Origin of the sequence: Agromyces sp. LHK192, assembly GCF_004006235.1 — a bacterium.
Classification (GTDB): domain Bacteria; phylum Actinomycetota; class Actinomycetes; order Actinomycetales; family Microbacteriaceae; genus Agromyces.
In genome coordinates, this window is the sequence record NZ_CP034753.1 from 1131603 (window position 1) to 1147236 (window position 15634).

The 15634-nt window shown below is 71.9% G+C and carries 11 protein-coding genes and 1 pseudogene; 8 read left to right on the forward strand and 4 right to left on the reverse strand.

The window, feature by feature from the left end:
* The 4 genes from xdhB to ELQ40_RS05060 form a co-directional block, all read right to left on the reverse strand.
* Complete coding sequence (gene xdhB, locus ELQ40_RS05045) at nucleotides 1-2436, reverse strand: xanthine dehydrogenase molybdopterin binding subunit (RefSeq protein ID WP_127792706.1); 2436 nt, start codon at nucleotides 2434-2436, stop codon at nucleotides 1-3.
* Complete coding sequence (locus tag ELQ40_RS05050) at nucleotides 2433-3908, reverse strand: xanthine dehydrogenase small subunit (protein WP_127792707.1); 1476 nt, start codon at nucleotides 3906-3908, stop codon at nucleotides 2433-2435. The genes xdhB and ELQ40_RS05050 overlap by 4 nt, the downstream gene beginning before the upstream one ends.
* A gap of 191 nt (nucleotides 3909-4099) precedes the next feature.
* On the reverse strand, nucleotides 4100-4279 hold the full coding sequence (locus ELQ40_RS05055) for a hypothetical protein (RefSeq protein WP_127792708.1): 180 nt from the start codon (nucleotides 4277-4279) through the stop codon (nucleotides 4100-4102).
* A 306-nt stretch (nucleotides 4280-4585) separates the two neighbouring features.
* Entirely contained in the window at nucleotides 4586-5335 is a 750-nt protein-coding gene (locus tag ELQ40_RS05060) for an IclR family transcriptional regulator (protein ID WP_127792709.1), read from the reverse strand.
* A gap of 233 nt (nucleotides 5336-5568) precedes the next feature.
* On the opposite strand from ELQ40_RS05060, the gene ELQ40_RS05065 reads away from it, so the two are divergent.
* The 8 genes and pseudogenes from ELQ40_RS05065 to ELQ40_RS19075 form a co-directional block, all read left to right on the forward strand.
* On the forward strand, nucleotides 5569-7032 hold the full coding sequence (locus ELQ40_RS05065; RefSeq protein WP_127792710.1) for an NAD-dependent malic enzyme: 1464 nt from the start codon (nucleotides 5569-5571) through the stop codon (nucleotides 7030-7032).
* Complete coding sequence (gene aceB, locus ELQ40_RS05070; RefSeq protein WP_127792711.1) at nucleotides 7029-8627, forward strand: malate synthase A; 1599 nt, start codon at nucleotides 7029-7031, stop codon at nucleotides 8625-8627. Before ELQ40_RS05065 ends, aceB begins: the two co-directional genes overlap by 4 nt.
* On the forward strand, nucleotides 8627-9973 hold the full coding sequence (locus ELQ40_RS05075; protein ID WP_127792712.1) for an aldolase/citrate lyase family protein: 1347 nt from the start codon (nucleotides 8627-8629) through the stop codon (nucleotides 9971-9973). Before aceB ends, ELQ40_RS05075 begins: the two co-directional genes overlap by 1 nt.
* Nucleotides 9970-10806, forward strand: coding sequence for a bifunctional allantoicase/(S)-ureidoglycine aminohydrolase (locus ELQ40_RS05080; RefSeq protein WP_127792713.1), 837 nt, complete (start codon nucleotides 9970-9972; stop codon nucleotides 10804-10806). The genes ELQ40_RS05075 and ELQ40_RS05080 overlap by 4 nt, the downstream gene beginning before the upstream one ends.
* A 211-nt stretch (nucleotides 10807-11017) precedes the next feature.
* Nucleotides 11018-11824: a hydroxypyruvate isomerase family protein gene (locus ELQ40_RS05085; protein WP_127792714.1), complete on the forward strand. Its 807-nt coding sequence runs from the start codon at nucleotides 11018-11020 to the stop codon at nucleotides 11822-11824.
* Nucleotides 11821-12699 carry a 2-hydroxy-3-oxopropionate reductase gene (locus ELQ40_RS05090; RefSeq protein WP_127792715.1) on the forward strand — a complete coding sequence of 293 codons (879 nt, stop codon included), beginning with the start codon at nucleotides 11821-11823 and terminating at the stop codon, nucleotides 12697-12699. Before ELQ40_RS05085 ends, ELQ40_RS05090 begins: the two co-directional genes overlap by 4 nt.
* Before the next feature lie 20 nt (nucleotides 12700-12719).
* Complete coding sequence (gcl, locus tag ELQ40_RS05095; RefSeq protein WP_127792716.1) at nucleotides 12720-14516, forward strand: glyoxylate carboligase; 1797 nt, start codon at nucleotides 12720-12722, stop codon at nucleotides 14514-14516.
* 1 nt (nucleotide 14517) lies between these two features.
* A pseudogene (locus ELQ40_RS19075) lies at nucleotides 14518-15630 on the forward strand (glycerate kinase); the annotation flags it as partial.
* Nucleotides 15631-15634: the final 4 nt, after the last annotated feature.

Here is a 15634-nt window from a genome sequence, read left to right on the forward strand (position 1 = left end):
TCAGCTGCCGGCGGGCACGAGCACGTCGGCGCCGGCCGCGTCCTCGACGGCGGTCGCCTCGGCATCCGCCGCTCCGGCTGCGGTCGTCTCGCCGACGGATGCCTCGCCGGATGCGCCGCGCGCCGCCTCGACGGCCCAGAACACGGCCTCCGGCGTGGCCGGCGAACCCAGGTCCACCGAGTGGCCGGCCGGGCCGAACTCGGCGACCGCCTCGCGCAGCGCCTCACGGGCGCTGAAGGCGAGCATGAACGGCGGCTCGCCGACGGCCTTCGAGCCGTACACGGCGCCGTCCTCGCGGGCGTCCTCGAACAGGCGCACGTTGAACTCCTCGGGCATCTCCGAGAAGCTCGGCAGCTTGTACGTCGACGCCGACTGGGTGAGCAGGCGACCTCGGTTCGGGCCGTCGGTCTCGTCCCAGCGCAGTTCCTCGAGCGTGAGCCATCCGACGCCCTGCACGTACGCGCCCTCGATCTGGCCGATGTCGAGCATGGGCGAGAGCGAGTCGCCGACGTCGTGCACGATGTCGACGCGGCGGATGCGGTACGCGCCCGTGAACCCGTCGACCTCGACCTCGGTCGCCGCCGCGCCGTAGGCGAAGTACTTGAACGGCGAACCCTGCATGAGATCGGGGTTCCAGTGCAGCCCCTCGGTGCGGTAGTAGCCGGCCGCCCACAGCTGCACGCGCTGCAGGTAGGCGGCGTTCGCGACCTCGGCGAAGGTCAGGCGCTGCTCGCGGTTGCCGAGACCCGTGACGAACCCGCCCTCGAAGCGCACGTCGCGCTCGTCGACGTTGAGCCGGCGCCCGGCCACCTTGGCCATGCGCTCGCGGATCTGCTCGCACGCGTTCTTCACCGCACCGCCGTTGAGGTCGGCACCCGAGGACGCCGCTGTCGCCGAGGTGTTCGGCACCTTGTCGGTGCGGGTCGGCGCGAGCCGCACCTGGTGCAGCTCGAGGCCGAGCGCGGTCGCGGCGACCTGCAGCATCTTCGTGTGCAGGCCCTGGCCCATCTCGGTGCCGCCGTGGTTGATCAGCACCGAGCCGTCCTTGTAGACGTGCACGAGCGCGCCGGCCTGGTTGAACGCGGCGAAATTGAACGAGATGCCGAACTTCACCGGGGTCATCGCGAGGGCCCGCTTCACGTCGGGGCTCTGCGCGTTGAACGCCTCGATCTCCGCGCGGCGTGCGGCGACGTCGGACTCGGACTCGAGCTGGCCCCAGATCGTCGAGATGCGGTCGGCGTCCTTGACGAGCTGGCCGTACGGCGTCGACTGGCCCGGCCGGTAGAAGTTGCGGCGGCGCAGCTCGATCGGGTCGATGCCGAGCTGCGGCGCGACCCGGCCGAGGATGTCCTCGATGAGGAACACGCCCTGCGGGCCGCCGAAGCCGCGGAACGCGGTCTGCGACGTCTTGTTCGTCTTCGCGATGCGGCCGTGCGCGAGCACGTTGGGGATCCAGTACGCGTTGTCGAGGTGGCAGAGCGCCCGGCCGAGCACCGGCTCGGAGAGGTCGATGCTCCACCCGCCGTCGGCGGTGAGGGTGGCCTCGAGGGCCTGGATGAAGCCGTCGGCGTCGAAGCCCGCGCGCCAGGTGATGTGGAACGGGTGGCGCTTGCCGGTCATCGTGATGTCCTGCGTGCGGTTGAGGCGCAGTCGCACGGGCCGGCCGGTGAGCTTCGCGCCCAGGGCCGCGATCGCCGCGAACCCGTGCGGCTGCATCTCCTTGCCGCCGAACGCGCCTCCCATGCGCAGCGACTGCACCGTGACCTCGCTCGACGAGATGCCGAGCACGTGCGCGACGATCTCCTGCGTCTCCGACGGGTGCTGCGTCGAGCACTGCACGAAGTACTGGCCCTCGGAGTCCCGCAGCGCGAGCGACGCGTGCGTCTCGAGGTAGAAGTGCTCCTGGCCGCCGAACTCGGTGACGCCCTCGTACACGTGGGCCGCGCCCGCCATGGCGCCCGGCGCGTCACCCCGGCTGACCGTGCGGGCGATGCCCTGGTACGACTCCGCCGCGATGGCGTCGCGCACGGAGATGTAGGAGGGGAGCGGCTCGTAGTCGACCCGCACGGCGGCGGCGCCGAGGCGCGCGGCCTCCTGCGTCTCGCCGAGCACCCAGACCAGCGCGTGCCCGTTGAACATGGACTCGGTGGGGAACAGCGGCTCGTCGTGCTTGATGCCGGCGTCGTTGATGCCGGGGACGTCCTCGGCCGTGAGCACGCGCACGACGCCCGGCACGTCGTACGCGGGAGCGACGTCGATCGTGACGTTCGCGTGGGCGTTCGTGGACTGCACGGGCCAGGCGGTGAGCACGCCCGCGGTGTGCGCGGCGAGGTCGTCGGTGTACATGGCGGCGCCCGTGACGTGCAGGGCGGCGCTCTCGTGCGCGGCGCGGAGGCCGACGACGGGGTTCGCGGGGCGATCGGCGAGGGCGCTCATGCGGAGGCCTCCTTCGAGTCGGTGCCGGACTGATCGATGACGGTCGAGCTGTAGAGCTTCAGCAGGGCGCTGCCGAGCATGAGCGAGCGGTAGTCGGCGCTCGCCCGGTGGTCGGACATCGGCGTGCCCTCGCCGCGGAGGATCGCCGAGGCGGCGCGGATGGTGGCGACGTTCCAGACCTTGCCGACGAGCGCCTGCTCGGTGGCGAGCGCGCGCAGCGGCGTTGCGGCGACGCCGCCGAGGCCGATGCGGGCGCGCGTGACGACGCCGCCCTCGATGTCGAGCGCGAACGCGACGGCGACGCTCGAGATGTCGTCGAAGCGGCGCTTCGCGATCTTGTGGAACGCCGTGACCCGGGCCAGCGGACGCGGGATGCGGATGGCCCGGATCAGCTCGTCCCTGCGTCGCACGGTCTGGCGGTAGCCGGTGAAGTACTCGGCGAGTTCCACCTCGCGCTCGACGACGGCTTCGCCGTCGATGCGGGCGAGCACGACCTTCGCCTCGAGGGCGAGCAGTGCCGGCGGGGTGTCGCCGATCGGGGAGCCGGTGCCGAGGTTGCCGCCGATGGTGCCGCGGTTGCGGATCAGCCGCGACGCGAACTGCGGGAAGAGCTGCGCGAGCAACGGCACCTCGCCGGCGAGGCGCTGCTCGACCTCCGACAGCGGCAACGCCGCACCGATCTCGATCACGTCGGCGCCGACCTCGAGCGTGCGGAGTTCCTCGAGCTGCTCGATCGCGACGACGAGCGGCGCGCGACGGCCGCGGAGGTTCACCTCGACGCCCCAGTCGGTGGAGCCCGCGACCAGCGTGGCATCCGGCTCGTCGGCCAGGAGTCGCAGCGCCTCGGCGAGCGTCGCCGGCCGGATGAAGCGCGCGCCGTCGACCTCGTGGTCGGTGGGGACCGGCGCGGGGGCCGGCCGATCGCGTCGCTCGGCGAGCGGGTCGCCGGCCTCGGGCTCGCCGAGGGCGTAGGCGGCGTCGCGGATCGGGCGGTATCCGGTGCAGCGGCAGAGGTTGCCGCTGAGCGCGTGCAGGTCGAACCCGTTGGCGCCGTGCTCGGGGCAGTCCTCGCCGTGCTCGGATGGTTCGCGGTCGGCGCGGTAGTACTCGCCGGCCATGCTGCATGCGAAGCCCGGGGTGCAGTAGCCGCACTGCGAGCCGCCGGCCTCGGCCAGCTTCTCCTGCACGGGGTGGAGGGCCTCGACGTCGCCGAGGCCCTCGGCAGTCACGATCTCCTGGCCGTTGAGGGCGAGGACGGGAACGAGGCATGCGTTCACGGGGGTCCACGCGGTGCCGCCCTCGGGCGTCGGCGTCGCGAGGAGCATCGCGCAGGCGCCGCACTCGCCCTCGGCGCAGCCCTCCTTGCTGCCGGAGAGGCCGGTGTCGCGCAGCCAGTCGAGTGCGGTGGCGTGCGACGCCACCCCCTCGAGCGGGCGGGGCTGCCCGTTGACGTTGACGGCGGTGTGTTGCATGACGAGCTCCTCGGTTCTGGCGCTGCCGGTCGGGGCGACCGGCGTCGGACTCTCGAAATCCCTCAGCAGTTCGGCCCGACATCGCGCCTCATCCGCCGGATGCCTCGGTGACATCCGTCGAATCTGCCGATGATACTCCGCACGGCTGTGTGCGTTCTCGGATCCCGACGGCGGGTTTCCGCGATCCGGATTCAGGCGGCCGCGAGGCGCCGCCGGCCGAGGGTTCGGCGCAGCAGTCTCGTGAATCGCCCGGTGGTCATGCGTCGCTCCGGGATGTGGATGTCCGGGTCGACGTCGACGCTCGCATAGAGGGAGGAGACGCTGACGCGGACATCCGCCGCGGGGGTCGAGGTCGTCGCTTGGAGCATCATTGCCACCCTCCTCCATGGAGTTCCGAGATATGGAAACCAACTTCTGTGGTCCGGAAAGAGTATGCGAGAGCGGCGGATGCGTCAAGCGCGCGCTTGTCCTGCCGCCAGTGCTGGATTCAGGAGATCGAAAGCCAATCAGGAGGGATAGGTGGATTCGGTCCTGATCTGCGTTCGATTTCCTGAATCCAGCACTTCGGGCGACGCGACGCGCCCTGCCGCGCGGCCGCCCCAGCGATGCACGAAACGCCGCCGGGCGGAGCCGGCGGCGTTTCGTGAGGGCGTGGTCGAGCGCGAGCGCGTGCGGTCCTACGTGATCGAGGCGAGCACGCCGATCTCGCCGGCGGCCTCGCGCAGCACCGGGATGGCGCGCTCCGCGAACGCGTCGTCGACTCGGGCGACCGGACCCGATACCGACACCGCGGTCGGCACGGGCGCGCCGGGCACGGACATCGCGTAGCAGCGCACGCCGATCTCCTGCTCGCCGTCGTCGATGGCGTAGCCGCGCTCGCGCACCCTGTGGAGGTCCTCGAGCAACGCGTCGAGCGAGGTGATCGAGTGCTCGGTTTCGGCGGGCAGGCCCGTGCGCGAGACGATCTCGCGGACGCGCTCCTCTGGAAGCTCGGCCAGGATCGCCTTGCCGACGCTCGTGCAGTGCAGGTAGGAGCGGCGGCCGACCTCGGTGAACATGCGCATCGCGTGCGGCGACGGCGACTGCGACACGTAGATCACGCGGTCGCCGTCGAGGGTGGCCAGGTTGGCGGTCTCGCCGAGTCGCTCGACGAGCTGCTTCAACTGGGGGCGGGCGATCTGGCCGAATTGGCGATTGGCGACCTCGCCGAGGCGCACGAGGCGCGGGCCGAGCGCGTAGCGACGGTTCGCGAGCTGGCGGGCGTACCCGAGCGACACGAGCGTGCGGAGCAGTCGATGGATGGTGGGGAGGGGGAGTTCGGCCATCGTCGACAGCTCGCTCAGGGTGACGTCTCCGCCGGCGTCGGCGATGAGTTCGAGCAGGTCGAACACTCGGGCGACGGACTTGACGCCTTCGGCTTCCGCCATGTCGCGGTCTCCTGGGATCGTGTGGATGAAGTATCCGCATCGCGGAAATCGGGGTTCGCTCACGATATCGCACACGCCGATGCGGTCAGGTGGACGATCGGCCCGCACCGACTTGCGTTTCCGAAATACAGATAATAATGTCCGTGATACGAAATTCATCGACCGGATGTCGCACGGAAGCGCCCCGGCCGACGGCTGAGCGAGCGGCCTGACGCTCGAGAAAAGACGATCCGATGGCGAATCCCAGTCCCGGCTACTCCATCCAGCTCCGCGTCGGCACACCGGCCGGCCTGACCGCGACGAGCGAACTCGTGCAGGCCGTCGCCGAGACCGGAGCCGTGGTCACCGCGGTCGACGTCAGCGAGTCGACGCCCGATCGCGTGCTCGTCGACCTCACCTGCTACGCCGCGAGCACCGAGCACGCCGACCGCGTCGCCGCCGTCCTCGCCGCACGCGAGGGCGTCGAGGTCTTCGACGTCGCCGACCGCACCTTCCGCATGCACGCCGGCGGAAAGCTCGAGATCGTGCCCAAGTCGCCCCTGCGCAACCGTGACGACCTCTCCCGCGCGTACACGCCCGGCGTGGCCCGCGTCTGCCTCGCCATCGCCGAGAAGCCGGCGGATGCCCGTCGCCTCACGGTCAAGGGCAACACGATCGCCGTCGTCACCGACGGGTCGGCCGTGCTCGGCCTCGGCAACATCGGCGCCGAGGCATCCATCCCCGTGATGGAGGGCAAGGCCGCCCTGTTCAAGCAGTTCGCCGACGTCGATGCCTGGCCCGTCGCGCTCGACACGCAGGACACCGAGGAGATCATCCGCACAGTCAAGGCGATCGCGCCCGTCTACGGCGGCATCAACCTCGAGGACATCGCCGCCCCGCGCTGCTTCGAGATCGAACGCCGCCTGCGCGAGGAACTCGACATCCCCGTGTTCCACGACGACCAGCACGGCACCGCCATCGTGACCCTCGCCGCGCTCGTGAACGCGCTGCGCGTCGTCGGCAAGCGACTCGACGAGGTCCGCATCGTGATCTCCGGGGTCGGTGCAGCAGGCCACGCGATCATCCAGCTCCTGCTCATCGAGGGTGCGCGCCACATCGTGGCCGCCGGCCGCGCCGGCGTCATCCACCGCGGTGAGCGGTACGACGACGAGCACCGCGCGTGGATCGCCGAGCACACCAACGCCGACGGCGTCACGGGCACGCTCGCCGAGGCCCTCGTGGGAGCCGACGTCTTCATCGGCGTCAGCGCCCCCGACCTGCTCGGCGAGGCCGAGCTCGCGTCGATGGCCGGCGACGCGATCGTCTTCGCCATGGCCAACCCCGACCCCGAGGTCGACCCCGTCCTGGCCGCCCGGTACGCCGCGGTCGTCGCGACCGGTCGCAGCGACTTCCCCAACCAGATCAACAACGTGCTGGCGTTCCCCGGGTTCTTCCGCGGGCTGCTCGACGCCGGAGCCGTCGACATCACGCCCGAGATGCTCGTCGCCGCCGCCGAGGCGATCGCCTCGTGCGTCCACGCCGACGAGCTCAACGCGAGCCGCATCATCCCGAGCGTGTTCGACCCCAACGTGTCGCGCGCGGTGGCCGAGGCGGTTGCGGGCGCGGCCGCACGGGGCGAGGATGCCGGGAGGGTCGAACCGGCCGATGCGGCCGAAACGGCCGGATCGGGCGCACGGCACGAGGAGGTCGCCGCGTGAGCATCGAGATCGTCCGTCCTGCCGGCGTCGAGGGCGCCGCCGAGATCCTGAGCCCCGAGGCCCTCGCGCTCGTCGAGGCCCTGCACCGCCGCTTCGAGCCGCGCCGACGCGAACTGCTCGAGCGCCGCGCGGTCCGCCGCGCGACGGCCGCCGAGACCGGCACCCTCGACTTCCTCGAGGAGACCCGCGAGGTCCGCGAGTCCGACTGGGTCGTCGCCGAGGCGCCCGAGGCGCTCCGCGACCGCCGGGTCGAGATCACCGGGCCCGCGTCGCCCGCGAAGATGGCCATCAACGCGCTCAACTCCGGCGCCCGCGTCTGGCTCGCCGACCTCGAGGACGCGATGACCCCGACGTGGGACAACGTGATCACCGGCATCCGCAACCTGCGCGACGCCGCACGCGGAACGCTCGCCTGGACCTCGCCCGCCGGCAAGGAGTACGCACTGCGCACCGACGTGCGCCGGCCCGTCGTCGTCACCCGCCCTCGCGGCTGGCACCTTCCCGAGCGCCACCTGCTCGTCGACGGCGAGCCCGTCGCCGGTGCGCTGGTCGACTTCGGACTGCACTTCCACCACACCGCGAAGCTGCTGCTCGCAGGCGGGCACGGCCCGTACTACTACCTGCCCAAGCTCGAGAGCCACCTCGAGGCGCGCCTCTGGAACGACGTGTTCGTGTTCGCGCAGGAGCACCTCGGCCTCCCGCAGGGCACGATCCGGGCGACCGTGCTGATCGAGACGATCCCCGCCGCGTTCGAGATGGACGAGATCCTCTACGAGCTCCGCGAGCACGCATCCGGCCTGAACGCCGGCCGCTGGGACTACCTGTTCAGCCTCATCAAGGTCTTCCGCGACGCGGGCGAGCGCTTCGTGCTGCCCGACCGCGGCCAGGTCGCCATGACCGCGCCGTTCATGCGCGCGTACGCCGAGCTGCTCGTCAAGACGTGCCACCGGCGCGGAGCGTTCGCCATGGGCGGCATGGCCGCCGTCGTGCCCAACCGCAACGACCTCGAGGTCACGCGCGCGGCGTTCGAGAAGGTCCGTGCCGACAAGACCCGCGAGGCCGAGGCCGGGTTCGACGGCTCGTGGGTCGCGCACCCCGACCTCGTGCCGGTGTGCCGCGAGGTGTTCGACGCGGTGCTCGGCGACCGGCCGAACCAGCTCGAGCGCCAGCGCCCCGACGTCGAGGTCGCCGCGAGCGACCTGCTCGACGTGCCGAGCGCGCCCGGCGAGGCGACCGAGGCCGGCCTCCGCACGAACCTCTACGTCGCCGTCGCGTACACGGCCGCCTGGCTCGCCGGCAACGGCGCGGTCGCGATCCACAACCTGATGGAGGATGCCGCGACGGCCGAGATCTCGCGCTCGCAGGTGTGGCAGCAGCTGCGCAACGGCGTGGTGCTGGCCGACACGGGCCGCCTCGTCACCGACGACCTGGTGCGCGAACTCCTCGCCGAGGAGGTCGAGCAGCTGCGCGTCGAGGTCGACCCCGACTGGTTCGTCGCCTACTACGAGCCGGCAGCACGCCTCATCGGCGACATCTGCCTCGACGACGACTACGTCGACTTCCTGACGCTGCCCGCGTACGAGCTGGTCGACTGATGACGGGTCGGCAGGCGCAATCGGCGGCAGGGGTCGCGCACGGCGCGTCCCTCGGTGCCGACGTCCTCCGCGACGTCGAGGCACGGCTCCTCGACACCGACGAACTCCTCGAGCGCGCCTATCCCGGCGACGACGGCACGCGCCAACCCGTGCACACGGTCTACGTGCCCGCCGACCGGTTCACGCCGGCGCTCGCCGCGGAGTGGGGCGAGCAGGCGCTGGCCGCGGTCGAGGCGGGCGGCGGGCTCGACGGGCTCGCCGACCGCGTCGGGCTGCCCGCCGACCTGGCCGCGGCGGTCGTGCCGAGGGTCGCCGAGAAGCTGCGCACGGAGCCGATCGAGGATCTCCGGATCGACTTCGAGGACGGCTACGGCGACCGCGGCGACGACACCGAGGACGCCGACGTGCGGCTCGCCGCCGAACGCGTGCGACGAGCCGTCGACGAGGGCACCGCGCCGCCGTTCATCGGCATCCGGTTCAAGTGCTTCGAACGGCCGACCAGGGCTCGGGGCATCCGGACGCTCGACCTGTTCGTCACCCGGCTCATCGAGAAGGGAGGGCTGCCCGACGGGCTCGTGCTCACCCTCCCGAAGGTGACGACCGTCGCGCAGGTCGAGGCGATGGTGCAGCTCGCCGAGGCGCTCGAGCAGGCGCACGGGCTCGCGCCCGGACGCATCCGCTTCGAGGTGCAGGTCGAGACGCCGCAGCTCGTGCTCGGCGCCGACGGCCGCTCGCCCGTCGCGCAGCTGCCGCTCGCGGCACCCGGCCGCATCAGCGGCCTGCACTACGGCACCTACGACTACAGCGCGTCGCTGCAGATCGCCGCCGGCCACCAGTCGATGGAGCATCCGGTCGCCGACCTCGCGAAGGGCGTCATGCAGCTCGCGGTCGCCGGCACCGGCGTCCGCCTCTCGGACGGCTCGACGAACATCCTGCCCATCGGCGACCGCGCCGAGGAGGCGTGGGCGCTGCACGCCAGGCTCGTGCGCCGCTCGCTCGAACGCGGCTACTACCAGGGGTGGGACCTGCATCCCGCGCAGCTGCCGACCCGGTACCTCGCGACGTACGCGTTCTATCGCGACGCCTACGCCCCGGCCGCGGCGCGGTTGCGCGCCTACCTCGAGCGCACGCCGGGCGCCGTGCTCGACGAGCCGGCGACGGCCCGCGCGCTCGCCGACGTCGTGCTCCGCGGCCTGCAGTGCGGTGCCCTGACCGACGCCGAGGTGACGGCCGACACGGGGGTCGACCGGCGCACGCTCACCCTGCTCGCCCACCCGCGGCTCGCGGCGCCGACGTCGTCGTCGCCGTCCGCGACCGTCCACTCCACGAACGAGGACCAGCCATGAACCTGACCGACACCGCGCCCGCGACGTACTTCACCCCGAAGGGCGGCCTGCCCGCGCAGACCGACCTGCTCACCGACCGTGCGGTCGTCAAGGAGGCCTACACGGTCATCCCGAAGGGCGTGCTGCGCGACATCGTGACGAGCAACCTGCCCGGGTTCACCGACACGCGCTCCTGGATCATCGCGCGCCCGATCGCCGGGTTCGCGACGACGTTCGCGCAGCTCATCGTCGAGATCGCACCGGGCGGCGGGGCAACGAAGCCCGAGCCCGAGGCGGGCGTCGAGGGCGTGGTGTTCGTCACGGCCGGCGAGCTCACGCTCGTCATCGAGGGCGAACGGCACGTGCTCGCCGCCGGCGGCTACGCGTTCCTCGCGGCCGGTGCCGACTGGTCGCTCGCGAACAACGGCTCGGCCCTCGCCGGGTTCCACTGGATCCGCAAGGCGTACGAGCCGGTCGACGGCATCGAGCCGCCGGCGTCGTTCGTGACGCGCGACCAGGACGTCGAGCCGCGCGAGATGCCCGACACGAACGGCGCGTGGAAGACGACCCGGTTCGTCGACCCCGACGACCTCGCGCACGACATGCACGTCAACATCGTCACCTTCCAGCCCGGCGCGTCGATCCCGTTCGCGGAGACGCACGTCATGGAGCACGGCCTGTTCGTGCTCGAGGGCAAGGCCGTCTACCGCCTCAACGACGACTGGGTCGAGGTCGAGGCGGGCGACTTCATGTGGCTTCGGGCGTTCTGCCCGCAGGCCTGCTATGCGGGTGGACCGGGGCCGTTCCGGTACCTGCTCTACAAGGACGTCAACCGGCAGATCCGGTTGACCTGAGCGCACGCGGCACCCCGCCGCCCCTGCTCGGGAAGCGCCCGGCGCACGCGCACGCCGTCGGGCGCTTTGCGCTGCCCGGAAACAGGTCGTCGATCAGTCGTCCACGCGTGGTTGACGCATGCCGGTCTCCGTGCTTTACTTTCGACAGATAGAAATTAGCTTCCACAATACGAAAAGGAAGCGCACGCCACACCAGCGCGAAGGATGCACGATGACGTACACCGTGAACTGCTCGATCCTCCTCAAGGAGCTCCCGCTGCTCGAGCGCCCGGCCGCCGCAGCCGCCGCCGGCTTCGACGCGGTCGAGTTCTGGTGGCCCTTCCAGGACTCCGTCCCGGCCGACCGCGAGGTCGACGCGTTCATCGCCGCGATCCGCGACGCGGGCGTGCAGCTCACCGGCTTGAACTTCAACGCCGGCGACATGCCCGCCGGTGAGCGCGGCCTCGTCTCCAATCCCGCCCGCGCGAAGGAGTTCCGCGACAACATCCCCGTCGTCGCCGCCATCGGCGAGGCGCTCGGCACCCGCGGGTTCAACGCCCTCTACGGCAACCGCCTCGACGGCGTCGACCCCGCCGAGCAGGACGCGGTCGCGCTCGAGAACCTCGCGGCCGCGGCCGAGGGCGTCGCGGCCATCGGCGGCACCGTGCTCCTCGAGCCGGTCTCCGGCGCCGACCGCTACCCGCTGCGCACCGCCGCCGACGCCCTGCGCGTCATCGACGGCGTGCGCGAGGCATCCGGCGCCGACAACGTGCGCCTGCTCGCCGACTTCTACCACCTCTCGGTCAACGGCGACGACGTCGCCGCCGTGATCGAGGCGCACGCCGCGCAGTTCGGGCACATCCAGATCGCGGATGCCCCGGGCCGCGGCGCCCCGGGAACCGGGGAACTCCCCATCGCCGCGTGGGTCGAGCGCAGCCGCGAACTCGGCTACGCCGGCCCGATCGGCCTCGAGTACCAGTCGCCCGCCGACGAGGCGTTCGGCTGGCTCGCCACCACCACCGTGAGGACTTCAGCATGAGCAACGTCACCGTCATCGGCCTCGGCATCATGGGCCTGCCCATGGCCGTCAACCTCGTCAAGGCCGGCCACACCGTCACCGGCTACAACCGCAGCCAGGAGCGCATCGACCTCCTCGTGGAGGCCGGCGGCCGAGGCGCCACCAGCATCGCGAACGCGGTCGAGCGCGCCGACGTCGTGATCACCATGGTCCCCGACTCGCCCGACGTCGCGGCGGTCGTCCGCGGCGACGACGGCATCATCGCCAACGCGCCGGCCGGCGCCCTCTGGATCGACGCGTCGAGCATCCGCCCCGACGTCGCCAAGGAGCTCGCGGCCGAGGCCGCCGCAGCCGGCCTGCGCGCCGTCGACGCCCCCGTCTCGGGCGGCGAGCAGGGCGCGATCGACGCCGCGCTGTCGATCATGGTCGGCGGCTCGGACGGCGACTACCAGGCCGCGCTGCCCGTGCTCGAGGCGGTCGGCAAGACCATCGTGCACGTCGGGCCGTCGGGTTCGGGCCAGACCGTCAAGGCGGCCAACCAGCTCATCGTCGCCGTCAACATCCAGGCGCTCGCCGAGGCGATCCTCTTCCTCGAGGCCTACGGCGTCGACACCGAGGCCGGCCTCCGGGTGCTCGGCGGCGGGCTCGCCGGCTCCAAGGTGCTCGAGCAGAAGGGCCGCAAGATGCTCGACCGCGACTTCGGCCCGGGCTTCCGCCTCGCGCTGCACAACAAGGACCTCGGCATCGTCACCGGTGCCGCCCGCGAGGCCGGCATCGTCATCCCGCTCGGCGCCCAGGTCGCCCAGCTCGTCGGCTCGACCGTCGCCAACGGCGACGGCGGGCTCGACCACTCCGGACTCTTCAAGCTCACCCTCGCCGCCTCCGGCCGCGACTGAATCCCACGAAGGACACGAACATGACCCGCATGCGCACGGTCGACGCGGCCGTGGCCATCCTCGAGAAGGAGGGCGCCACCGAGGCGTTCGGCCTTCCCGGGGCGGCGATCAACCCGTTCTACTCCGCGATGCGCGCCCACGGCGGCATCCGGCACACCCTCGCCCGTCACGTCGAGGGCGCCTCGCACATGGCCGACGGCTACTCGCGCGCCGCCGACGGCAACATCGGCATCTGCATCGGCACGTCCGGCCCCGCCGGCACCGACATGATCACCGGGCTCTATGCGGCCTGGGCCGATTCGGTGCCGATCCTGTGCATCACCGGCCAGGCGCCGGTCTCGAAGCTCCACAAGGAGGACTTCCAGGCCGTCGACATCGAGTCGATCGCGAAGCCGCTGACGAAGATGGCGATGACCGTCCTCGAGCCGGCGCAGGTGCCGGGCGCGTTCCAGAAGGCGTTCCAGCTCATGCGTTCGGGTCGCCCGGGCCCGGTGCTGCTCGACCTGCCGATCGACGTGCAGATGGCCGAGATCGAGTTCGACATCGACACCTACGAGCCGCTGCCGGTCGTGAACCCGGCGGCCACGGTCCGCCAGGCCGAGCGTGCGCTCGAGATGCTCATCGCGAGCGAGCGTCCGCTGATCGTCGCAGGCGGCGGCGTCATCAACGCCGGGGCATCCGACCGCCTCGTCGAACTCGCCGAACTCCTCGGCGTGCCCGTCGTGCCGACGCTCATGGGCTGGGGCGCGATCCCCGACGACCACCGCCTCTCGGCGGGCATGGTGGGCCTGCAGACCTCGCACCGGTACGGCAACGAGTCGTTCCTCGCCTCCGACTTCGTGCTCGGCATCGGCAACCGGTGGGCGAACCGCCACACCGGCGGCATCGACACGTACACGAAGGGCCGCACCTTCGTGCACGTCGACATCGAGCCGACGCAGATCGGCCGCGTGTTCGCCCCCGACCTCGGCATCGTCTCCGACGCGGGAGCGGCGATCGACCGCTTCCTCGAGGTCGCCCGCCGCTGGGCCCTGACCGGAAAGCTGCCCGACTACTCGGGCTGGGCCGACGAGGTGCGCGAGCGCAAGGCGAAGCTGCAGCGCAAGACGAACTTCCCGGACATCCCGATCAAGCCGCAGCGGGTCTACCAGGAGATGAACCGGGCGTTCGGCCCCGACACCACCTACGTCACGACGATCGGCCTGTCGCAGATCGCGGGCGCGCAGATGCTGCACGTGTTCGGACCCCGCCGGTGGATCAACGCCGGCCAGGCGGGCCCGCTCGGCTGGACCGGCCCCGCGGCCCTCGGCGTCGTGCGCGGCAAGCCCGACTCGACGGTCGTCGCGCTCTCGGGCGACTACGACTTCCAGTTCATGATCGAGGAGCTCGCCGTCGGTGCGCAGTTCAACCTGCCGTACGTGCACGTCGTCGTGAACAACAGCTACCTGGGCCTCATCCGCCAGTCGCAGCGCGGCTTCCAGATGGACTACCACGTGTCGCTCGCGTTCGAGAACGTCAACACCCCGCAGGACGGCACCAGCACCGCCCAGGGCTACGGCGTCGACCACGTCAAGGTCGCCGAGGGCCTCGGCTGCAAGGCGATCCGCGTGGAGGACCCCGATCAGCTCGGCGCCGCGTTCGACGAGGCCGGCCGCCTCGCCGAGGAGTACCGGGTGCCGGTGGTCGTCGAGGTCATCCTCGAGCGCGTGACGAACATCTCGATGGGCACCGAGATCGACGCGGTGAACGAGTTCGAGCCGATCGCCGAGTCGCCCGAGGACGCACCGACCGCGATCCTCTCGCTCGCCAGGGCCTGACATGCGCATCGTCATCGCACCCGACAAGTTCAAGGGGTCGCTGTCGGCCCGCGAGGTGGCGTCGCTCGTCGCCTCCGGGCTGCACGGCGTCGACCCCGCGATCGAGGTCGTCGAGCTCCCGGTCGCCGACGGCGGCGAGGGCACGATCGATGCGGCGCTCGCCGTCGGGTACGAACTGCGGGTCGCGACGGTCACGGGCCCGGTGGGCACGCCGGTCGCCGCGGGCTTCGCGGTCCGCGGCACCGATGCGGTGATCGAGATGGCCAGGGCCTCCGGCCTCGACCGGATGCCTCGGGGCTCGCTCGACCCGCTCGGAGCGTCCAGCCGCGGCACGGGCGAACTCGTCGCCCGCGCGCTCGACGCCGGGTGCCGGCGGATCGTGCTCGCAATCGGCGGCAGCGCGTGCACCGACGGCGGAGCTGGACTGCTCCGCGCGCTGGGTGCCCGGTTCCTGGATGCCTCGGGCGCCGAGCTGCCCGACGGCGGCGCAGCGCTCGCCGACCTGGCGGAGGTCGACCTGTCCGGGCTCGACCCCCGCCTGGCCGGCACCGAGATCGTGCTCGCGAGCGACGTCGACCATCCGCTGCTCGGTGCCGACGGCGCCGCGGCCGTGTTCGGCCCGCAGAAGGGCGCCACCGCCGATGACGTGGCGATGCTCGACGCGGCGCTGGCGCGCCTCGTCGACGTGCTCGCCGCCCTCGGCGATGCGATCCAGGTCGAGGCGCGCGAAGCGGCGGTCCGGCCGGGCGCCGGTGCCGCAGGCGGGGTCGGGTTCGCCGCGATCGCGGTGCTCGGCGCCGTACGTCGACCGGGCGTCGACGTGGTGCTCGAGATCATCGGGTTCGCCGAAGCGATCTCGGGCGCCGACGCGGTGATCACGGGCGAGGGCAGCCTCGACGCGCAGAGCCTCGGCGGCAAGACGCCGATCGGGGTCGCCCGCGCCGCATCCGCGGCCGGCATCCCGACGTTCGCGGTGTGCGGGCGCTCGCTGCTCGATCCCGCGGCGAGCTCCGCGGCGGGCCTCGACGGCGTGCGCGCCCTGCTCGACCTCCAGCCCGACGCCGAGCAGGCGATGACCGACGCGCCCGCGCTCCTCGAGCGCACGGCCGGGCTGCTCG